Origin of the sequence: Gulosibacter sp. 10, assembly GCF_900163695.1 — a bacterium.
In the GTDB taxonomy this organism is placed as follows: Bacteria; Actinomycetota; Actinomycetes; order Actinomycetales; family Microbacteriaceae; genus Gulosibacter.
The window spans coordinates 177,609-197,604 of the sequence record NZ_FUIC01000008.1 but is presented as its reverse complement, the minus strand read 5'-3'; the positions used below and the strand labels follow the sequence as shown (position 1 = coordinate 197,604).

Genomic DNA, 19,996 nt, shown 5'->3' with positions numbered 1-19,996 from the left:
TAGCGCATCACCTTGCCAAGGTGAGGGTCGCGAGTTCGAGTCTCGTCATCCGCTCCAGCAGTACCCTTGGGCGATTGGCGCAGCGGGAGCGCGCTTCCCTGACACGGAAGAGGTCACTGGTTCGATCCCAGTATCGCCCACTGGAAAGCCCTCGCGAAGCGGGGGCTTTTGTGTTGGACCATCCCGGGCTCTCGAGCAGCGGCCTCGCGGCGATCGCGAATGCGATGCGTCCGCCTCGAAATCGCCGGCGGGTTCGATCCCCGTAGCGCCATCGGCAGAGGCCTCGCTTCGCGTGACCTGTCGCCGCCGCCGGCCCGGATTGCGAGGACACCGCCATGCCTCCTCGAGATCGGCGCCAGCATGCGGCTCGATCGGGGTTATGATCACTTCGTGAACAGCACGCCCCAGCCTCCCTCGCCCGAAGATCAGGGCGCACCCGCACCGCAGAGCCATGGCTCCTCCTCCCAGCAGCAGTACGACGGCGCGTACCCGCAGCAGCCCTCCGGGCAGCAGGGCTTCGCCGGGGCCGCGACTGCGGGTACGGCGGGGCAGCAGCCGGTGCAGCCCCAGTACGGCCAGCCCCAGTACGGGCAGCCGCAGTACGGCCAGCCCCAGTACGGCCAGCCCCAGTACGGGCAGCCGCAGTACGGGCAGCCGCAGTACGGCCAACCGCAGTACGGCCAACCGCAGTACGGCCAACCGCAGTACGGGCAGCCCGCATCCGGGTTCGGGGCGCAGCAGCAGCGCCCCATGTCCCGCGGACAGCAGATCAAGGCCTGGTTCGGCGCGGCCATCCTCGTCTTCATCGGACTCGTCGTGATCGTGGTCGGCGTCTCGGCGTTCTTCGCCGAGGTCGAGGTCTCCTACCCGCAGGCGGACGTCTGCGGAACCTACTTCGCGCCCGCGGAGATCACCGGCGACGGCTCGCACGACCTGGGCATGCGCCAGACCGCCTGCGACAAGGCCCTCGACAGCCACGCGATGCAGGCGCTGATCCAGATCGGGATCGGCCTGGCCCTCATCGCGCTCTCGGTGCTCCTCTCCTGGCGGCTCGTGCGCATGGGCCGTCGCGCGAAGGCCGCGCGGCACGCGTAGCGGCGGCGGTTCGGCTAGGGTCGTGGGCGTGAACCGCATCCACGCACGCCGAACCTCCGCCCTCCTCGCCGCCGGCGCCCTCGCGACGGCGCTCGTCGGCTGCTCCGGCGGCGGCGAGCCCGTTCCCGAGATCACCGGGCAGCCCACCGCCTACGACGGCGTCGAGGAGCTCCGCGATCTCTACGTCGCGGCCGGGGGCGAGTGCCCCGAATGGGAGGCCATCGACCCCGGCGAGTACGACGCGGAGGCCGGCCGCTGCAGCGACTCGGTCGTGATCTCCGTCTACGCGAACCCGGCGGACATCGACGAGGTCGTGGACCGGGCGCTCACGCTCGCGACCGAGACCCATCTGCTGGTGGGGGACAACTGGATCATCAACACCCCCGATCCGCACGAGTACGTGGACCAGCTGGGCGGCACGGTCGTCACCGGCTGACGGCGGGACCGCGGCACGCGCCCGGACCGGCGGTCCCGGCGCACGACCTAGAATGACATTCCGTCCGTATCAAGACCCCGACAAGGAGCCGACGTGAGCGAACCCGACGTCAAGACCGAAGCCGCACCGATGCGAGTGGAGGCGACGACGACGACCGACGGGTTCACGCTCTTCGCGGATGCGCCCAAGCAGCCTGCGGTCGTCGCTATGCGCGTCGACGGGGAACTGCTCGACCTCTTCCGCGAGGTCGAGGCCGGCCGCACCGCCGAGGCCGTCACCATCGACAGCGAGGACGGGCTGAACATCCTCCGGCACTCGGCGGCGCACGTCACGGCGCAGGCGGTCCAGCGGCTGTTCCCCGAGGCGAAGCTGGGCATCGGCCCCTTCATCCAGGACGGCTTCTACTACGACTTCGACGTCGAGGCCCCCTTCACCCCGGAGGACCTCAAGGCCATCGAGAAGGAGATGCAGCGGATCGTCAAGCAGGGGCAGCGGTTCGCCCGCCGCGCCGTGACCGACGAGGTCGCGCGCGAGGAGCTGGCCGGGGAGCCCTACAAGCTCGAGCTCATCTCCATCAAGGGCAGCGCCGGAGGCGAGTCGGGCGAGAACGTCGAGGTCGGCGCGGGCGAGCTCACCATCTACGACAACGTCGACCCCAAGTCCGGCGAGACCTGCTGGTACGACCTCTGCCGCGGCCCGCATCTGCCCTCGACCCGCCTGCTCGGCAACGGCTGGTCGCTCATGCGCAACGCCGGCGCCTACTGGCGCGGCAGCGAGGCGAACCCGATGCTGCAGCGCATCTACGGCACGGCATGGGCGAGCAAGCAGGACCTCGTGGCCTACAAGACGCGCCTCGAGGAGGCGCAGAAGCGCGATCACCGCAAGCTCGGCGTGGAGATGGACCTGTTCAGCTTCCCCGACGAGATCGGCTCCGGGCTGGCGGTGTTCCACCCCCGCGGCGGCATCATCCGCCACGAGATCGAGAGCTTCATGCGGGAGCAGCTCATCAAGAACGGGTACGAGCTCGTGAACAGTCCGCACATCACCAAGGGCACGCTCTTCGAGACCAGCCAGCACCTCAACTGGTACAAGGAGGGCATGTTCCCGGCGATGCATCTCGACGAGGCAGTGGACGCCGAGGGCAACGTCACGAAGCAGGGTCAGGACTACTACCTCAAGCCCATGAACTGCCCGTTCCACAACCTGATCTTCCGCGCCCGCGCGCGCAGCTATCGCGAGCTGCCGCTGCGCCTCGCCGAGTTCGGCACGGTCTACCGCTACGAGAAGAGCGGCACCCTCTCTGGGCTCACCCGGGTGCGCGGCCTCACGCAGGACGACGCGCACATCTACGTGACCCAGGAGCAGGTGAAGGCAGAGATCAAGCGCCAGCTCGAGTTCGTCTTCGAGACGCTGCGCGCCTACGGCCTCGACGACTTCTACCTCGAGCTGTCCACCCGCGACCCCGAGAAGTCGGTCGGCAGCGACGAGCAGTGGGAGGTCGCGACCGAGACGCTGCGCGAGGTCGGCGTCGAATCCGGCCTCGAGCTCGTGGACGACCCGGGCGGGGCCGCGTTCTACGGCCCGAAGATCTCGGTGCAGGCGCGCGACGCGATCGGCCGCACCTGGCAGCTCTCCACCGTGCAGCTCGACTTCAACCAGCCCGAGCTGTTCGAGCTCGAATACGCGGCGGCGGATGGCACCCGCAAGCAGCCGGTCATGATCCACCGAGCCCTGCTCGGCTCGATCGAGCGCTTCTTCGCGATCCTGCTCGAGCACTACGCGGGCGCCTTCCCCGTCTGGCTCGCCCCCGAGCAGGTCGTGGGCATCCCCGTCGCCGAGGAATACGCCGACTACCTCGGCGAGATCGTCGAGCGGCTCCGGCGCGAGGGCGTCCGGGCGCAGCTCGACGATTCGAGCGACCGCATGCCCAAGAAGATCCGCACGCACACCAAGGCCAAGGTGCCGTTCCAGCTCATCGCGGGGGAGGACGACCGGTCGCAGCACGCGGTCTCGTTCCGCTTCCGCGACGGCTCGCAGCGCAACGGCGTGCCCGTGGAGGAGGCGATCGAGCTGATCCGGCGAGCGATCGCGGACCACCGCAACGTCACCACCGCGGAAGACCTGTAGCGATCCGGATGCCGGGCTACCTGGGCTTCCCCGAGGGCGAACTCGACGGCGTGGAGTTCGTCCCCGCCGACGAGTTCGTCGGCGTCCCCGACGAGCTGCAGCGCACGTGGGTGCCGCACCGCATGACGTACATCGCCGATGGCGAGGAGCGGCACGAGCGGCGCCACGAGCGCTGCGCGTTCTGCGAGGCCCCCGGCAAGAGCGACGAGGACGGGCTCATCGTCCACCGCGGGGAGCACGCCTACGTGGTGATGAACCTGTACCCGTACAACTCCGGCCATCTGCTCGTGTGCCCGTACCGCCATGTCCCGCTGTACGACGAGGCGACCGACGCCGAGGTCCTCGAGATCGCGCATCTCACCCAGGCCGCCATGGCCGCGCTTCGCGGGGCCGCGGGCGCCGGCGGCTTCAACATCGGCATGAACCAGGGCTCGATCGCGGGGGCGGGCATCGCCGCCCACCTGCATCAGCACATCGTGCCGCGATGGGCGGGAGATTCGAACTTCATGCCGATCATCGGCAAGACCAAGCCCGTGCCGCAGCTGCTCGGGGATCTCAGGGCCCTGCTCGCGCGGCACTGGCCCGGCGGCGACCGGCGCCCGTGACGACGAGGAGACCACCCATGCACGCGCAGACCTTCCACGAGCTCGCCTCGCTCGTGGCCGATTCGCCCACCTCGTACCATGCCGCCGCCGCGGTGCTCGAGCGGCTCGAGGCCGCGGGCTTCGAACGGCTCCGGGAGGAGGACGCCTGGCCCGTGCGGCAGGGCGCCTACGCGGTCGTGCGCGACGGCGCCGTGATCGCGTGGCGCATCCCCGCCCGCGCCGACGCCCGCACGCCCTTCGGCATCGCGGCCGCGCACACCGATTCGCCAGGATTCCGGATCAAGCCCGAGCCCGACACGGCCCGCTCGGGCTGGCGCAGCGTGAACGCCGAGGTCTACGGCGGACCGCTGCTCAACTCCTGGCTCGACCGCGATCTGCGCATCGGCGCCCGGCTCGTCCTCGAGGACGGCGGCTCGGCGCTCGTGCGGACCGGCCCCGTCGCCAGGATCCCCCAGCTCGCCGTGCACCTCGACCGCAGGGTCAACGCCGAGGGGCTCAAGCTCGATCCGCAGCAGCACACCCGTGCGGTGCTCGGCTTCGAGGACGGTCCGGGCCTGCTCGAGACACTCGCCGAGGCCGGCGGGATCGACCCCCGCGGCGTGCTCGCCTTCGACGCCTTCCTCGCCGACGCACAGCCCGCCGCGCGGCTCGGCGCGAGGGGCGAGCTCGTGGCCTCCGGGAGACTCGACAACCTCGTGAGCATCCACGCGGGATTGCGCGCGCTCCTCGACGCGCAGCCCGAGGGCGTCATCCCCGTGCTCGCGGGCTTCGACCACGAGGAGGTGGGCTCCAACACCCGCACCGGCGCCGGCGGGCCCTTCCTCGAGGACGTGCTGACGCGCATCCGCGCCGGCCTCGGCGCCGACGCCGCCGACGAGCGGCGGGCCGCCGCCCGCAGCTGGACGATCTCCTCCGACGTGGGGCACGCGGTGCACCCCAACTACCCCGAGCGGCACGACGAGGACGTGCGGCCGATCGCCGGGCGCGGACCGATCATCAAGATCAACGCCGACCAGCGCTACGCGACCGACGCGGCGGGGGAGGCGCTCTGGCGGCGCCTCTCGGCCGAGGCGGGCGCGCCGGCGCAGGCGTTCGTCTCGAAGAACACCATGCCGTGCGGCTCGACGGTGGGGCCGATCACGGCCACGCGGCTCGGGCTGCGCACGGTGGACGTCGGCATCCCGATCCTCTCGATGCACTCGGCGCGGGAGCTGGCCTCGCTGGCCGACGTCGAATCCCTGCAGCACGTCCTCACCGCGTTCTACTCGCGCGCCCAGTAGAATCGATCCCTGCGGCGAGTTCGTCGCAGTGCAAGACGATTCGAAAGGTGCGGGGGACGTAATGAGCGGCCACTCCAAATGGGCAACCACCAAGCACAAGAAGGCGGCGATCGACGCCAAGCGCGCGAAGGCCTTCGCGAAGCTCGTCAAGACCATCGAGGTCGCGGCGAAGATCGGTGGTCCTGACCCAGACGGAAACCCGACCCTCGCGGACGCGATCCAGAAGGCCAAGAAGTCCTCCGTCCCCAACGACAACATCGACCGCGCGGTCAAGCGCGGCGGCGGCCTCACCGGCGAGTCCGTCGAATACGATCAGATCATGTACGAGGCGTACGCGCCCGGCGGCGTCGCGATGCTCATCGAGTGCCTCACCGACAACAAGAACCGCGCGGCGGCCGAGACGCGGCTCGCGGTCACGCGCTCCGGCGGGAGCATGGCCGACCCCGGCTCGGTGTCCTTCAACTTCGAGCGCAAGGGCGTCATCGCGGTGCCCAAGGCCGATGGGGTCGCCGAGGACGACATCCTCCTCGCCGGCCTCGACGCAGGCCTCGAGGAGGTGTTCGAGCACGACGAGGTCTTCGAGCTGCGGACGGAGGCGAGCGACCTCGTGGCCGTGCGCGCGGCGCTGCAGGAGGCGGGCCTCGACTACGACTCCGCCGAGGCGGAGTTCGTCGCCAACGTGAGCGTGCCGGTCGACCTCGCCACCGCGAAGAAGGTGCTCGGCGTGATCGACGCCCTCGAGGACCTCGACGACGTGCAGGACGTGTTCACGAACATGGAGATCCCCGCCGAGGTGCAGGCGCAGCTCGACGCCGAGGACTGATCGGAGCGGGACGACGTGCCACGGCGCATCATCGGGATCGATCCCGGCCTCACGCGATGCGGGGTCGGGATCGTCGACGTCTCCCGGGGGCGCGCGCTCGAATTCGTCCACGTCAGCGTGATCCAGACGCACGCCGACCAGGACCTGGGGAAGCGGCTGCGGCTCATCGGCGACGGCGTCGAGGAGCTGCTCGATCGGTACCAGCCGGAGGTGCTCGCGCTCGAGCGGGTCTTCGCGGAGCAGCGCAACCTCAACACGGTCATGGGCGTCGCGCAGATCTCCGGCATCGTGCTGCGGGAGGCCGCGCTCCGCGACATCGCGACCCAGCTGCACACCCCGTCGGAGGTGAAGGCCGCGGTCACGGGCTACGGCCGTGCCGAGAAGGCACAGGTGGGCGAGATGGTGCGCCGGCTGCTCGGCCTCGACCAGCCGCCGAAGCCCGCCGACGCCGCCGACGCGCTCGCGCTCGCCATCTGCGCCTCCTGGCAGACCGGCGCGCCCAGCCCGCGACCCGCGATGCGGATGCACGGCTCGGGGGCGCGCAGCGTGGCCGCGCCGACCCGGGCGCAGGAAGCCTGGCTCGCCGCGGAGCGCGCGGCGAAGTCGCGCGGAAGGGCCTAGGCTGTTCCGGTGATCGCCTCGCTGACCGGAACCGTCGCGCACCTCGGTGCGAACTACGCCATCCTCGACGTCGCCGGCGTCGGCTACCGGGTGGAGCTCACCCCCGAGCACTCGCTCGAGCTCCGCCACGGCGCCGAGTGCACGATCGTGACGGCGCTCATCGTGCGGGAGGACGCCATGACGCTGTTCGGCTTCCGCTCCTTCGCGGAGCGGGAGATCTTCGACCAGCTCACGGCGATCAGCGGCGTGGGCCCGAAATCGGCGCTCAACGTGCTCGCGAACCTCTCGCCGGGCGAACTCGCGCGCGCGGTCGAGACCGAGGACGTCGCCGCCTTCAAACCGGTGCCCGGCGTCGGCCCCAAGACGGCCCGGCTCATCATGCTGCAGCTCAAGGGCAAGCTCGTGCCGGCGGCGCGGCCCGACCGCGCGGCGACGCCGAGCGGCGCCGATGTCGATGCCGGCGAGGTGGACTTCAGCGCGATGGAGCAGGTGGTGACGGCGCTGGTCGAGCTCGGCACGAAGCAGCCGAGCGCCCAGGCGGTCGTCGAGGCCGCCGCGGCCGAGCTCGGCGCCGGCGCCGATGTGCCGGCGCTGCTGCGGGCCTCGCTGCAGGAGCTCGGCCGCGCCGGCTCGCATCGCGCCGGGGGCCGCCGATGACCGGGTTCGATCCCGCGCAGGACGAGGACCGGCCGCGGCAGCCGGAGCTCGCGGAGAGCGACTCCGAGATCGAGTTCGAATCCACGCTCCGCCCCGGGAGCCTGCGGGAATTCGTGGGCCAGGAGAAGGTGCGCGGACAGCTCGACCTGCTGCTGCGGGCGGCGGGGATGCAGGGCCGCACCCCCGACCACATCCTGCTCGCCGGGCCGCCCGGCCTCGGGAAGACGACGCTCGCGATGATTGTCGCGGAGGAGACGGGGCAGGCGCTGCGGCTCACGAGCGGTCCGGCCCTGCAGAACGCCGCCGATCTCGCCGCCGTGCTGTCGAGCATGCTGCCGGGCGAGGTCCTGTTCATCGACGAGATCCACCGCATGGCGCGTACGGCCGAGGAGATGCTCTACCTCGCGATGGAGGACTTCCGCATCGACATCATGGTCGGCAAGGGCGCCGGCGCGCAGTCGGTGCCGCTCGACCTCCCCGCCTTCACGGTGGTCGGCGCGACCACCCGCGCCGGCCTGCTGCCCGCGCCGCTGCGCGATCGGTTCGGCTTCACCGGGCACCTGGAGTTCTACCGGGACGGCGAGCTCGAGCGGGTGCTCGAGCGCACCGCGGCCCTGCTCGGGCTCGAGGCGGAGCCCGGAGCGCTGCAGGAGATCGCGGGCCGCTCGCGGGGCACGCCCCGCATCGCCAATCGGCTCCTGCGCCGCGTGCGCGACTACGCGCTCGTGCACGGCACCGACCTCTCGCACGAGGCCGTGGCCGGGGCGCTGCGGCTCTACGACGTCGACGAGCGGGGCCTGGACCGACTCGACCGCGCGGTGCTCGACACGCTCATCCGCCGATTCCGCGGCGGGCCGGTGGGCGTGCGGACATTGGCCGTGACGGTCGGCGAGGAACCCGATACCGTAGAAGCGGTCGTGGAACCGTTCCTCGTGCGTATCGGACTGATGGCCCGCACTCAGCAGGGCCGGATCGCCACCCCCGAGGCCTATGCCCACCTGGGCGTTCCGCTTCCTGACCTATAATCATCCCTTTGCCGCCGTTCGGCGGCGGACCACTCTGACTTGGAGCCACTTTTGGATATCGCTCTCCTCCTTCCCCTCGGCCTGCTCGTGATCATGATGATCTTCATGTGGCGCAGCAACAAGAAGCGCACCGCGCAGCAGCAGGAAATGCGCTCGAAGATCCTGCCGGGCGTGGAGGTCATGACCCAGGCGGGCATCTTCGGCACGCTTGTCGAGGTCGACGAGGCCGACAACGTGGCGACCATCGAGACCTCGCCTGGCGTGCTCATCCGCGTGCACAACCAGACCATCGCGCACGTCGTGGAGCCGAAGATCGACGTGCCGGACGACGCCTCGGAGCTCACCGGGACCGAAGGCGTCGACGACGCCGACAAGCCCGCCGACGAGAACGACTCGGCCGCCGAGTCGGGCGCCCGCGACGGCGACGACTCGAACGAGAACGGCAAGCAGTCCTAGCACTCCCGGCCCCGGAGCGCTCCGGGGCCCTCATCCCTCTGTAACGGCCGAAAGGCAGATGTAGTTGTGGCGAAATCCTCGCGCGTATCCCAGGCCGTGAAATCGGCCCGAAGCACGCTTCTGTGGTTCGTGATCATCCTGATCGGCCTCACCGGCCTCAACTGGGCGGCGGTGCAGTTCCAGGACGGCCTGTGGACGCCCAAGCTCGCACTCGACCTCGAGGGCGGCACGCAGGTGGTCCTCGAGGCGCAGCTGCCCGAGGGCGCCTCGCCGAGCGGCGAGCAGATGTCCCAGGCCGTGGAGATCATCCGGCAGCGCGTGGACGCCTCGGGCGTCTCCGAGGCCGAGATCACGACGCAGGGCGGGCAGAACGTCGTCGTGTCCGTGCCCGGCGAGATGGACGAGCAGACGCGGGCCCGCATCGAGTCGAGCGCGATGCTCGAGTTCCGCCCCGTCCTCTTCGCGGAGGCCTCGAGCTCGGTCCAGGAGATCACGCCCGAGATGATGGGGATGGAGCCCGGGGAGACCTTCGCCTCGGAGCCCGAGAGCGAGCCGGCCGACCCATCGGACGTCGTGCAGCTCACGGATCAGGTGATGGTCGACTTCTACGCGTTCAGCTGCGAGGACCTCGAGGACCGCACGGAGCCCGCCGACCCCGACGAACTGCTCATCACGTGCGACGCCACGGGCACCGAGAAGTTCGTGCTCGGCCCGGTCGAGATCACCGGCGCCAACATCAAGGACGCCGGCAACGGCCAGGTGCAGGCGCAGAACGGCGTGGCCACCAACCAGTGGGCCGTGAACCTCGAGTTCGACGCGACCGGCACCGAGCAGTTCCGCGAGGTGACCGAGCGCCTCTACGCGATCGGCTCGACCGTCGATCCCAACACGGGCATGCCGGACACGAACCGCTCGCGGTTCGCGGTGACGATGGACGACCTCGTCATCGTCGCTCCCACGGCCAACGCCGTCATCACCGACGGCAAGGCCGAGATCACGAACTCCTCCGGCGCCTTCACCGAGGAATCGACGAAGGAGCTCGCGGATCAGCTGAAGTTCGGCGCGCTGCCGTTCAGCTTCCAGACGCAGTCCGACCAGACCATCTCGGCCTCGCTCGGCTCCTGGCAGCTCACCGCGGGGCTCATCGCCGGGGCGATCGGCATGCTGGCGCTGATCATCTACTCGCTGTTCCAGTACCGGGCCCTCGGCCTCGTCACGGTCGCCTCGCTGCTCATCATGGGCGGGGTCGCCTATCTCGTGGTGACGTTCCTGTCGAATCAGGAGGGCTACCGGCTGTCGCTCGCAGGCGTGGCGGGGCTCATGATCGCGATCGGCATCACGGCGGACTCGTTCATCGTCTACTTCGAACGCATCAAGGACGAGCTGCGCGAGGGGAAATCGCTCACCTCATCGGTGGAGTCGGGCTGGTCCCGCGCCATCCGCACGATCCTCGCCTCGGACATGATCAACCTGCTCGTCGCGCTCGTGCTGGCGATGGTCGCGGTCGGCAACGTGCGCGGCTTCGCGATCACGCTCGGCATCACCACGCTCATCGACCTCCTCGTCGTGGCGATGTTCACGCACCCGCTCATGCGGCTGCTCGCCACCACCCGATTCTTCGGCGGCGGGCACCCGGCCTCCGGGCTCAACCCCGAGGCGCTCGGCGCGGTCTACCGCGGCCGGGGCGAGTTCAAGGTCACCGACCGCAGGCGCAAGCGCGGCGCGCAGAGCGAGGCGGAGCGCCGACAGTCCATCGCGGAGCGGAAAGCGGCGGAACTCGCCGCCGCTGGAAAGAGTGAAGAACAGTGAAATCATTCCTTCGCCTCGGAAACGACCTCTACACGGGCGAGCGGTCCTTCCGTTTCGTCGGCCGCCGGAAGCTGTGGTTCACGATCGCCGCGGTGCTGATCGTCCTCTCGGCGCTCGTGCCCTTCGTGCGCGGCGGCTTCAACCTCGGCATCGAGTTCACGGGCGGCTCCGAGTACCAGATCTCGGCACCCGCCGGTGCCGACGACGCCATCGCGGGCGAGATCGCGGGGGAGTACGGCGAGTCGCCCGCACGCGTGCAGACGCTCGGCGACGGCTCCATCCGCGTGCAGACCGACCCGCTCACGAGCGAGCAGAACACGCAGCTGCGAGCGGAGCTCGCGGAGGGCTACGGCGTGGACGTCGAAGAGGTCGCCGTCTCCACCATCGGCCCGTCCTGGGGCAGCGACATCACCCGGCAGATGCTCATCGGGCTCGGGATCTTCCTCGTGATCGCCTCGGCGTTCATGGCGATCTACTTCCGCACCTGGAAGATGTCGCTGGCGGCGATCCTCACCCTGTTCCACGACCTCATCCTGACGGCGGGCATCTACGCGCTCACGGGCATCGAGGTCACCCCGGCCGCCGTCATCGGCTTCCTCACGATCCTCGGGTACTCGCTCTACGACACGGTCGTGGTCTTCGACAAGATCCGCGAGAACACCGCGAACTACGGCGGGACCTCGGCGAGGACCTTCGGGGAGCGGGTGAACCTCGCGATCAACCAGACGCTGGTGCGCTCGATCAACACCTCGGTCGTGGCCCTGCTCCCGGTCGCGGGCATCCTGTTCATCGGCACGTTCATGATGGGCGCCGGAACGCTGCGCGACATCTCGCTCGCGCTGTTCATCGGCATCCTCGTCGGAGCGCTCTCGACGGTGTTCCTCGCGGGGCCGCTCTACGCGCAGCTGCGGATGCGCGAGCCCACCATCCGCGAGACCGACGAGCGCATCCTCGAGGAGCGCGAGGCGTCGGGCGCAGGCGATGCGGTACCGGAGGCAGCGTCGGTATAGACTCGCATCTCTAGGCGGCCACAGGTGGCGCCACGGCCTGCGGAGGTGAGGGAAGGATGAGCGACCAGAGCTCGATCTCCATGCGGCGGCTCGTCCCGCGCATCTTCACGAAGTCGCCCGCGGACCCGGAGATCTCGCCGCTCATCCGACTCATCCGCCGGCACGATCCGAAGGCCGATGTCGCCCTCGTCCAGCGCGCCTACGAGACGGCGAGGCACTGGCACAAGGGGCAGTATCGGCGCTCGGGCGAGGAGTACATCACCCACCCCGTGGCGGTGGCCACGATCCTCGCGGAGCTCGGCATCGGCCCGGTGACGATCGCGGCCGCGATCCTGCACGACACGGTCGAGGACACCGGGTACGCGCTCGACGAGCTCCGCGCCGACTTCGGCGACGAGATCGCGATGCTCGTGGACGGCGTCACCAAGCTCGACAAGGTGACCTACGGCGACGCGGCCCAGGCCGAGACGGTCCGCAAGATGATCGTGGCGATGTCGCGGGACATCCGCGTGCTCGTGATCAAGCTCGCCGACCGGCTCCACAACGCCCGGACCTGGGGGTTCATGCCCCCCGAGAAGGCGAAGAAGAAGGCGCGCGAGACGCTCGAGATCTACGCGCCGCTGGCGCACCGCATGGGCATCCAGGCGATGAAGAACGAGCTCGAGGAGCTCTCCTTCGCCGTGATGCATCCGAAGATCTACTCGGAGATCGAGCACCTCGTGAGCGAGCGCCAGCCGCAGCGCGAGCGCTATCTCAACGTCGTCATGGGCGAGATCCGGAAGGATCTGCGGGAGATGCGCGTCCGGGGCGAAGTCATGGGGCGCCCCAAGGAGCTGTACTCGATCTATCAGAAGATGGTGGTGCGGGGCCGCGACTTCGACGAGATCTACGACCTCGTCGCCATCCGCGTGATCGTGGACACCGTGCGGGACTGCTACGCGGTGCTCGGCGCGATCCACGCGCGGTGGACGCCCATGCCGGGCCGGTTCAAGGACTACATCGCCACGCCGAAGTTCAACCTCTACCAGTCCCTGCACACGACCGTGATCGGCCCCGACGGCAAGGCCGTCGAGATCCAGATCCGCACGCATGAGATGCATCAGCGCGCCGAGTACGGGGTGGCCGCCCACTGGATGTACAAGCAGAACGTCCAGTCGGGGCGTCAGCAGACGCCGCGGGCCGGGACCAGCGAGATGGCCTGGCTCAAGCGCATCAACGACTGGCAGCAGGAGACCGAGGACTCGGACGAGTTCCTCGACTCCCTGCGCTTCGAGATCGGCGCCAAGGAGGTCTACGTCTTCACCCCGCAGGGCAAGGTCATCGGCCTGCCCCAGTCGGCCACGCCCGTCGACTTCGCCTACGCGGTGCACACGGACGTGGGCCACCGCACGATGGGCGCCAAGGTGAACCACCGGCTCGTCTCGCTCGACACGAAGCTGCAGACGGGGGACACCGTCGAGATCTTCACCTCGAAGAACCCCGACGCCGGGCCCAAGCAGGACTGGCTCTCCTTCGTGACCTCGCCCCGCGCGCGCAACAAGATCCGCCAGTGGTTCTCGAAGGAGCGCCGCGACGAGGCGATCGAGATCGGCAAGGAGCAGATCGCGAAGGAGCTGCGCAAGCTGCATCTGCGAGAGTCCGGCGAGCTCGTCCGCGAGGCGTTCGCGACGGTGGCCTCCAAGCTGCGCTACGTCGACGTGTCGGGCCTCTACGCCGCCGTGGGCGACGGCAACGTGTCGGTGCAGTCGGTCATGGAGAAGATCCAGGCGGAGCTCCGCGTCGACAGCGAGAGCGACGTCGAGCTCAACGTGAACCAGGAGATCTCCGGCACGGAGGTCGACCAGTCGGCGGTGAGCGACTCGGGGGTGCTCGTCCGCGGCGCCCCGGACATCCTCGTGAAGATCTCGAAGTGCTGCACGCCTGTCCCGGGCGACGAGATCGTCGGCTTCATCACGCGCGGGCAGGGCGTCTCGGTGCACCGCTCCGACTGCCGCAACGTGGTGGAGCTCAAGCGGCAGCCCGAGCGGATGATCGACGTGGAGTGGGCCGAGCGCTCCCAGGCGCTCTTCCTCGTGAACATCCAGGTCGAGGCGCTGGACCGCGCCGGACTGCTCAGCGACATCACGCGCGTGCTCTCGGAGTACCACGTGAACATCCTCTCGGCGTCGGTGCACACCTCGAAGGCCCGGGTCGCGATCTCGAAGTTCTCGTTCCAGATGGGTGACACGACCCACCTCGACCGGCTGCTCGCGGCCGTGCGCTCGGTCGAGGGCACCTACGACGTGTACCGCGTGCACAACAGCTAGCCCGCCGGCTCCAGCGCGGCCGCGAGCAGCCGGGCGTCCTCCTCGAAGCCCTCGCGCAGCAGATCCCGCATGGTCCGCATGGGGGTGGTGAGGACGAGCCCCGCCAGGGTCGTCACCTCCGAGCGCTCGAGGCGCCGGAAGCGGCAGCGCACCGGCGCGTCCACCCTGAGCATGCGGCCGCTCCTGCGCGAGACCTCCACCTCCCGGGGCGCGGGACCGCCGACGTGCACCCACCGGGCGCTGCGACCGGTGACCGTCCTGCCCGGGCGCATGATGCCGAGCAGGCTCGCGGCCCGCTCCACGGCGGTCGGCAGCATCCCGATCGGCAGATAGAACTCGAAGCCCGGGATGCCGTGCCGCGCCAGCTCGCCGGCGAGCACCATCGCGCGCAGCTCGACCTCGGGGAACCCCTCGAGCCGGCGGTCGAGCGGCGAGCGGTGCTGGGGCGACGGGTCGAGCGGGTTCATGAGCGCATCATGGCCCGGACGGGCCGCCGGCGTCGGGAAACGGGACGCGGCTGGGGATAACCGAAGTTCTCCCCAGCCGCGCCGGCCTCGAGGCCCGGGGACTAGCCGCCCACGACCCGGAGCCAGCTGCGCCGGGCGTCGAGCGCTTCCTGGGCCGCCTTGATCTTCGCGGCGTCGCCGCCGGCCTTGGCCTCCTCGAGCTCCTCCTCGAGCTTGGCGATGGCCTCCTCGAGCTGCGAGGCCATGCCGCTCTGGCGCGCCTGCTTCTCGGGGTTGCTGTTCGCCCAGTGCTCGTCGTCGAGCTGGCGGACGTGCGTCTCGACCTTGCGGAGGCGGTCCTCGATCTCGCGGAACCGGTCGCGCGGGAGCCGGCCGATGGCGTCCCAGCGCTCCTGGATGCTGCGGAGCTTCTCGCGCGCGGCCTGCCGGTCGGTGACCTTGAGCAGGGGTTCGGCCTCCTCGAGCAGGGCCTCCTTCGCGACGAGGTTCTCCTGGTACTCCTCGTCGTCACGGGCGTCGATCTCGGCCTTCGCCTGGAAGAGCACGTCGCCCGCCGCCTTGAACCGCTCCCAGAGCGCGTCGTCGTGCTTGCGGCCGGCGCGGCCGACCGACTTCCACTCGTCGAGCAGGCGACGGTACTCGGGGACGCCGTCCGCGCCCTGCGGCGCGAGGGCCTGCGCGCGCTCGATGATGGCCTGCTTGGCCTGGCGGGCGGCCTTGTGCTGGGCGTCCAGCTCGGCGAAGAACTTGCGGCGCTCGGAGTCGAGGTGGGTGCGGGCCGTGCGGAACCGCTTCCAGAGCGCGTTCGCGTCGCTCTTGGGCAGGCGGGGGCCCTCCTTCTGGTGCTGCTGCCACCGGGCGAAGAGGTCCTCGAGCTGCGCGGAGGTGCGCTTCCACTGGATGGAGGCGGGGTTCTGAGCGGCGAGGGACTCGGCCTCGACCACGATGGACTCGCGGTAGGCGATGGCCTCGGTCAGCGCGGCCTGCTGCTCCTCCTTCTGCTGGTCGCCCAGGTGCTCGACCTCGCCGTCGAGCGCGTCGAGGCGGGAGCGGAGCGCCGCGAGATCGCCGACGGCGTTCGCGTCCCGGAGCTGCGAGCGCAGGTGGCGGACGGACTTCGCGACGTCGTTCGCGTTCGCGCCGGCGCGGGCCCGCTGCTCGAGCAGGCCGACCTGGCCGGCGAGGTCGTCGAACTTGCGGACGAAGTAGGCGAGGGCCTCCTCGGGCGTGCCGTCGGGGTACTGGCCGACGGAACGCTCGCGGTCGCCCTCGATGACGTAGACGGTGCCGTCCTCGTCGACGCGACCGAACGGATGGGTGGGGAGAGCAGACATGCGTGTTCCTCGGTACTCATCAGGGGTGTTCCGCGGGCGTGCGCCCGCGGCGGCAGGCATATTCCTCAATCGTATGGCATGCCGGCGAACGCCGCAGACGAGGAGGCCTCGAGGATCACTCGAGCGTGATGCCGGTGATGTCGACGGGTACGACCGGCTGCCCGTCGGTCTCGCTCATGCCGGGGGTCACGCCCTGATCGACGATCTCGGCCTTGAGCTGATCGAGCCCGTCGGTCACCTGCCCGAAGACGGTGTAGCCCGGGGCGGGGAGCTCGGTGTCCTCGTAGACGATGAAGAACTGCGAGCCCATCGAGTCCTCGGCCTGCGCGCGGGCCATCGCGATGGTGCCGGCGGGGTAGACGTCGTCCTCGGGGACGTTCTCGAGCGGGCCGAACGAGTAGCCGGGGCCGCCGGTGCCGGTGCCGGTGGGGTCGCCGCACTGCAGCACGAACAGGCCCTCGGTGGTGAGGCGGTGGCACGGGGTCTGGTCGTAGAACCCCTGCTGCGACAGGTCGATGAAGTTCGACGCGGCCTGCGGCGCGTTCGCGCCGTCGATCGTGATGCCCAGGTCGAGGCCGCCGTTGAGCGTCATCGTGCCGGTCCACTCGCGATTCTCGGCGAGCTCGGGGGAGGGGGCCTCGCCGGTCTCCGCGGGCGCGGTCTCCTCGATCGGGGCCTCGGTGGGCGCCGGGGTCTCGGGGGCGTCCGCGATCGTGGTCTGCCCGCCGGCGGCGTAGAAGCCGACCGTCGCGGCCACCGCGAGCACGGCGACCACGGCGAGCACCGCGATCCCGGTGCGGTTGTCGCGCCGGCGGCGGTCCTGCTGCACGTCGTTCACCACGATGCGCGCCTCGTACTCGCGTGCGCGGCGGCGCTCCTCGCGGGCTTTCTTGGATGAATCGGCCACGCCGGTCCCCTCGTCAGTGCTCGGGCCCCGCGGTGCGCGGGGCGGATCAACCCGAGCAGTCTACTCAGTAGCGCCGCGACGATGTCGGAGGAACTCGCTACCATCGCTAGCGATGGCAGAACAGACTTTGCTCGGGGGCGGCGGGACGGCACCGCTGGCCGCCCGGATGCGGCCGCGCAACCTCGACGAGGTGGTCGGGCAGGAGCATCTCCTCCGGCCGGGCTCGCCGCTGCGCCGCCTCGCCGACAACGGCGCGGCGAGCGCCGCGGGCACCTCCGTCATCCTGTGGGGGCCGCCGGGCTGCGGCAAGACGACCATTGCCCAGGCGCTGGCCGCATCGGGCAAGCGACGCTTCGTCCAGCTCTCCGCGATCTCGGCCGGGGTGAAGGACGTCCGCCAGGTCATGGACGAGGCGCTGCGCGAGCGCGACTTCTACGGCGATCAGACGGTGCTGTTCCTCGACGAGATCCACCGGTTCACGAAGGCGCAGCAGGACGCCCTGCTGCCGGGGGTCGAGCAGGGATGGGTGACGCTCGTCGCGGCCACGACGGAGAACCCCTCGTTCTCGGTGATCTCGCCGCTGCTCAGCCGCTCGCTGCTCCTGACGCTGCGGCCGCTCGAGAGCGCCGATCTGGAGGGGCTGATCGACCGCGCGATCGAGGCCCCGCACGGCCTGGACGGCGAGGTGGCCATCGCCGGGGATGCGCGGGACGCGATCGTGCGGCTCGCGAGCGGGGACGCCCGGCGGGCGCTCACGACGCTCGAGGCGGCGGCCGAGGGGACGCGCGCGGACGACCGGGAGGAGATCACCGCCGAGGACGTCGAGGGCGCGAGCGACCAGGCGCTGCTGCGCTACGACCAGAACGGCGACGAGCACTACGACGTGATCTCGGCCTTCATCAAGTCGATCCGCGGCTCGGATCCCGACGCCGCGGTGCACTACCTGGCGCGGATGATCGTGGCGGGGGAGGACCCCCGCTTCATCGCCCGGCGGCTCATCGTCCACGCGGCCGAGGACATCGGCATGGCCGACCCGCAGGCGCTGCTCATCGCGGAGGCCGCGGCCGGCGCGGTGCAGCTCATCGGCATGCCGGAGGGGCGGATCCCGCTCGCCCAGGCCACGATCTACCTCGCCACCGCGCCCAAGTCGAACTCGGCGATCACGGCGATCGAGCAGGCCATCGCCGACGTCAAGGGCGGCGGGATCGGCCGCGTGCCCCCGCACCTACGGGACGCGCACTACGCGGGGGCCAAGCAGCTCGGGCACGGCAAGGGCTACCGCTATCCCCACGACGATCCGCACGGGGTCGTGCCGCAGCAGTACCTGCCCGACCCCCTGGTCGAGCGCGAGTACTACCGGCCGACCGAGCTGGGCTGGGAGCGGGAGATCTCGACCCGCCTGGAGCGACTGCGCCGCATCACCCGTTCGTGGTAGGCTTGCTCGGTCCTGCGCGCAGGCGGGCACTCGTGTGCCCTGCGCTCAGCAGAGGTCGTCCATTGAACCGGACGCTTCGGACATCCGATCGCGTTTGACGCCGGGGCTCGTGAAAGCCCGGGCGGAGAGCACATGCCATCTGCGCGCTCACGCGCGCCAATTGCGAAACAATGAAAGGAGACTTCTTAATGTCGAAGAAGTCCCGGACCCGCTCGAAGGTGCGCCTCTCGCGCGCCCTCGGCGTCGCCCTGACCCCGAAGGCCGCCCGCCTCATCGAGAAGCGCCCCTACGCCCCCGGCCAGCACGGCCGCACGCGTCGCCGCACCGAGAGCGACTACGCCGTCCGCCTGCGCGAGAAGCAGCGTCTGCGGGCCCAGTACGGCCTGCGCGAGAAGCAGCTGCGCATCGCCTTCGAAGAGGCGAGCCGCCAGGGCGGCCTGACCGGTGAGAACCTGGTCGAGCTGCTCGAGATGCGCCTCGACGCGCTCGTGCTGCGCGCGGGCTTCGCCCGCACGACCGCCCAGGCCCGCCAGCTCGTCGTGCACCGCCACATCCTCGTCAACGGCAAGATCGTCGACCGCCCCTCCTTCCGCGTGAAGGCCGGGCAGATGATCCACGTGAAGCCGCGCTCGGAGGAGCTGGAGATCTTCCAGGTCGCCGCAGCCGGCGGCCACGCCGAGGTGCTCCCGGCCGTTCCCGGCTACCTGAGCGTCGAGCTGGACAAGCTCCAGGCCGTGCTCGAGCGTCGTCCCAAGCGCGACGAGGTGCCCGTGCAGTGCGAGGTTCAGCTCGTCGTCGAGTACTACGCCGCGCGCTAGTCTCGAGACCGCTAGCATTGAGGGCGGATCGCCGGCAGGCGATCCGCCCTCTGCTCATTCTTCGAGCGCTCATTGTTCCGGGCGATCGAGGTCGCACGCGCCCCGCGGGCTCGACGCGACCGCAGCTATCTCAGGAGTGTTTTCATGTCAGGTGGTGACATCGCCGGTCTCATCGCGGCGGGTGTGTTCCTCGTCCTCGTCGTCCTGCTCGCCGTGCCGATCCTCAAGCTCGGCGGCGTCTTCGACGAGCTTCGACGCGGCATCCGCAAGTCGGTGGACGAGATCACGCCCACGCTGGCCGAGACCCAGGTCACGATGCAGGAGACGAACAAGCAGCTCGCGAAGGTCGACGCCATCACGACCAACGTGCACGAGGTCACGAGCAACGTGAATTCGCTCGTGGCCCTCACCGCCGCCACGGTCGGCGGCCCCCTCATCAAGCTCGCGGGCTTCTCCGCCGCCGCGGCGGCGGGGCTCCGCGCCATGCGCCCGCAGCGCACGCGCCGCAAGCGCCGCTAGCGGACGATCCATCCCATCCCCTTCCCGAGAGGCAACCGGCACACCATGCGTACCTTCCTCCGTTCGGCCGCGCTCGTGGCAGGCGGCGTCGCGGCGGGCTTCGCCGTCGCGCACTTCGTCAACTCGACCCCGCGCGGCCGCGCATTCTTCGAATCGGTCAACACCCGCGTCGACGAGGTCAAGGCGGCGATCGGCGAGGGCTACCGAGCCCGCACCGAGGCGATCTACGCCGCCATCGACGCCGACAGGCACTGACCACACCCCCG

20 protein-coding genes and 1 tRNA gene are annotated in these 19,996 nt (G+C 70.2%); 18 read left to right on the top strand and 3 right to left on the bottom strand.

The genetic code is table 11. The annotated features are described in order from the left end of the window. Positions 1 to 68: 68 nt before the first annotated feature. From FM112_RS03385 to FM112_RS03320, 14 genes are all read left to right on the top strand, one after another. Positions 69 to 140, top strand: a tRNA-Val gene (locus FM112_RS03385). A 250-nt stretch (positions 141 to 390) separates the two neighbouring features. Further along, the gene (locus tag FM112_RS16760) at positions 391 to 1,095 is read left to right on the top strand and encodes a hypothetical protein (RefSeq protein ID WP_140400554.1); all 705 of its coding nucleotides are present in this window, start codon (positions 391 to 393) and stop codon (positions 1,093 to 1,095) included. Positions 1,096 to 1,123: 28 nt separating this feature from the next. Beyond that, entirely contained in the window at positions 1,124 to 1,531 is a 408-nt protein-coding gene (locus FM112_RS03375) for a hypothetical protein (RefSeq protein WP_140400553.1), read from the top strand. Positions 1,532 to 1,738: 207 nt separating this feature from the next. After that, positions 1,739 to 3,658, top strand: coding sequence for a threonine--tRNA ligase (thrS, locus tag FM112_RS03370; protein ID WP_254910354.1), 1,920 nt, complete (start codon positions 1,739 to 1,741; stop codon positions 3,656 to 3,658). Positions 3,659 to 3,666: 8 nt separating this feature from the next. Next, positions 3,667 to 4,263, top strand: coding sequence for an HIT domain-containing protein (locus FM112_RS03365; RefSeq protein WP_087003437.1), 597 nt, complete (start codon positions 3,667 to 3,669; stop codon positions 4,261 to 4,263). A gap of 17 nt (positions 4,264 to 4,280) precedes the next feature. Beyond that, positions 4,281 to 5,543: a M18 family aminopeptidase gene (locus FM112_RS03360; protein WP_087003435.1), complete on the top strand. Its 1,263-nt coding sequence runs from the start codon at positions 4,281 to 4,283 to the stop codon at positions 5,541 to 5,543. A gap of 61 nt (positions 5,544 to 5,604) precedes the next feature. Next, the gene (locus tag FM112_RS03355; RefSeq protein ID WP_087003432.1) at positions 5,605 to 6,366 is read left to right on the top strand and encodes a YebC/PmpR family DNA-binding transcriptional regulator; all 762 of its coding nucleotides are present in this window, start codon (positions 5,605 to 5,607) and stop codon (positions 6,364 to 6,366) included. Positions 6,367 to 6,381: 15 nt separating this feature from the next. Continuing rightward, positions 6,382 to 6,987, top strand: a complete 606-nt coding sequence (ruvC, locus tag FM112_RS03350) for a crossover junction endodeoxyribonuclease RuvC (RefSeq protein ID WP_087003429.1) — start codon at positions 6,382 to 6,384, stop codon at positions 6,985 to 6,987. 9 nt (positions 6,988 to 6,996) lie between these two features. Beyond that, the gene (ruvA, locus tag FM112_RS03345) at positions 6,997 to 7,644 is read left to right on the top strand and encodes a Holliday junction branch migration protein RuvA (protein WP_087003426.1); all 648 of its coding nucleotides are present in this window, start codon (positions 6,997 to 6,999) and stop codon (positions 7,642 to 7,644) included. Next, positions 7,641 to 8,669, top strand: coding sequence for a Holliday junction branch migration DNA helicase RuvB (gene ruvB / locus FM112_RS03340; protein ID WP_087003423.1), 1,029 nt, complete (start codon positions 7,641 to 7,643; stop codon positions 8,667 to 8,669). Before ruvA ends, ruvB begins: the two co-directional genes overlap by 4 nt. 51 nt (positions 8,670 to 8,720) lie before the next feature. Then, positions 8,721 to 9,125: a preprotein translocase subunit YajC gene (gene yajC / locus FM112_RS03335; RefSeq protein WP_087003420.1), complete on the top strand. Its 405-nt coding sequence runs from the start codon at positions 8,721 to 8,723 to the stop codon at positions 9,123 to 9,125. A gap of 120 nt (positions 9,126 to 9,245) precedes the next feature. Further along, entirely contained in the window at positions 9,246 to 10,934 is a 1,689-nt protein-coding gene (gene secD, locus FM112_RS03330) for a protein translocase subunit SecD (RefSeq protein ID WP_254910353.1), read from the top strand. Next, on the top strand, positions 10,931 to 11,944 hold the full coding sequence (gene secF, locus FM112_RS03325) for a protein translocase subunit SecF (RefSeq protein ID WP_087003414.1): 1,014 nt from the start codon (positions 10,931 to 10,933) through the stop codon (positions 11,942 to 11,944). Before secD ends, secF begins: the two co-directional genes overlap by 4 nt. Before the next feature lie 56 nt (positions 11,945 to 12,000). Next, positions 12,001 to 14,250, top strand: a complete 2,250-nt coding sequence (locus tag FM112_RS03320) for a bifunctional (p)ppGpp synthetase/guanosine-3',5'-bis(diphosphate) 3'-pyrophosphohydrolase (protein WP_087003411.1) — start codon at positions 12,001 to 12,003, stop codon at positions 14,248 to 14,250. Here FM112_RS03320 and FM112_RS03315 read toward each other — a convergent pair. From FM112_RS03315 to FM112_RS03305, 3 genes are all read right to left on the bottom strand, one after another. Further along, positions 14,247 to 14,717, bottom strand: a complete 471-nt coding sequence (locus FM112_RS03315) for a hypothetical protein (RefSeq protein WP_087003408.1) — start codon at positions 14,715 to 14,717, stop codon at positions 14,247 to 14,249. The genes FM112_RS03320 and FM112_RS03315 overlap by 4 nt on opposite strands. A 101-nt stretch (positions 14,718 to 14,818) precedes the next feature. After that, a complete protein-coding gene (locus tag FM112_RS03310; RefSeq protein ID WP_087003405.1) occupies positions 14,819 to 16,051 on the bottom strand; it encodes a DUF349 domain-containing protein in 1,233 nt (410 codons plus the stop codon). A 115-nt stretch (positions 16,052 to 16,166) separates the two neighbouring features. After that, positions 16,167 to 16,958, bottom strand: a complete 792-nt coding sequence (locus FM112_RS03305) for a peptidylprolyl isomerase (protein WP_087003401.1) — start codon at positions 16,956 to 16,958, stop codon at positions 16,167 to 16,169. A gap of 112 nt (positions 16,959 to 17,070) precedes the next feature. Here FM112_RS03305 and FM112_RS03300 point away from each other — a divergent pair, with 112 nt between their 5' ends. The 4 genes from FM112_RS03300 (at position 17,071) to FM112_RS03285 (ending at position 19,985) form a co-directional block, all read left to right on the top strand. Then, positions 17,071 to 18,393 (top strand): replication-associated recombination protein A, encoded by a 1,323-nt coding sequence (locus tag FM112_RS03300; protein WP_087003398.1) that lies wholly within the window; start codon positions 17,071 to 17,073, stop codon positions 18,391 to 18,393. A gap of 188 nt (positions 18,394 to 18,581) precedes the next feature. After that, complete coding sequence (rpsD, locus tag FM112_RS03295; protein ID WP_087003395.1) at positions 18,582 to 19,211, top strand: 30S ribosomal protein S4; 630 nt, start codon at positions 18,582 to 18,584, stop codon at positions 19,209 to 19,211. Between the two features lie 144 nt (positions 19,212 to 19,355). After that, complete coding sequence (locus FM112_RS03290; protein WP_087003392.1) at positions 19,356 to 19,730, top strand: DUF948 domain-containing protein; 375 nt, start codon at positions 19,356 to 19,358, stop codon at positions 19,728 to 19,730. A gap of 45 nt (positions 19,731 to 19,775) precedes the next feature. Next, the gene (locus FM112_RS03285) at positions 19,776 to 19,985 is read left to right on the top strand and encodes a hypothetical protein (RefSeq protein WP_087003389.1); all 210 of its coding nucleotides are present in this window, start codon (positions 19,776 to 19,778) and stop codon (positions 19,983 to 19,985) included. The last annotated feature ends 11 nt before the right edge of the window (positions 19,986 to 19,996 follow it).

Bases quoted from the DNA above. Each gene is read 5' to 3' on its own strand.
- thrS (WP_254910354.1), top strand. From the start codon at position 1,739: ATGCGCGTCGACGGGGAACTGCTCGACCTCTTCCGCGAGGTCGAGGCC.
- FM112_RS03365 (WP_087003437.1), top strand. From the start codon at position 3,667: ATGCCGGGCTACCTGGGCTTCCCCGAGGGCGAACTCGACGGCGTGGAG.
- FM112_RS03360 (WP_087003435.1), top strand. From the start codon at position 4,281: ATGCACGCGCAGACCTTCCACGAGCTCGCCTCGCTCGTGGCCGATTCG.
- FM112_RS03355 (WP_087003432.1), top strand. From the start codon at position 5,605: ATGAGCGGCCACTCCAAATGGGCAACCACCAAGCACAAGAAGGCGGCG.
- ruvB (WP_087003423.1), top strand. From the start codon at position 7,641: ATGACCGGGTTCGATCCCGCGCAGGACGAGGACCGGCCGCGGCAGCCG.
- FM112_RS03320 (WP_087003411.1), top strand. From the start codon at position 12,001: ATGAGCGACCAGAGCTCGATCTCCATGCGGCGGCTCGTCCCGCGCATC.
- FM112_RS03315 (WP_087003408.1), bottom strand. From the start codon at position 14,717: ATGAACCCGCTCGACCCGTCGCCCCAGCACCGCTCGCCGCTCGACCGC.
- FM112_RS03310 (WP_087003405.1), bottom strand. From the start codon at position 16,051: ATGTCTGCTCTCCCCACCCATCCGTTCGGTCGCGTCGACGAGGACGGC.
- FM112_RS03300 (WP_087003398.1), top strand. From the start codon at position 17,071: ATGGCAGAACAGACTTTGCTCGGGGGCGGCGGGACGGCACCGCTGGCC.
- rpsD (WP_087003395.1), top strand. From the start codon at position 18,582: ATGTCGAAGAAGTCCCGGACCCGCTCGAAGGTGCGCCTCTCGCGCGCC.
- FM112_RS03290 (WP_087003392.1), top strand. From the start codon at position 19,356: ATGTCAGGTGGTGACATCGCCGGTCTCATCGCGGCGGGTGTGTTCCTC.
- FM112_RS03285 (WP_087003389.1), top strand. From the start codon at position 19,776: ATGCGTACCTTCCTCCGTTCGGCCGCGCTCGTGGCAGGCGGCGTCGCG.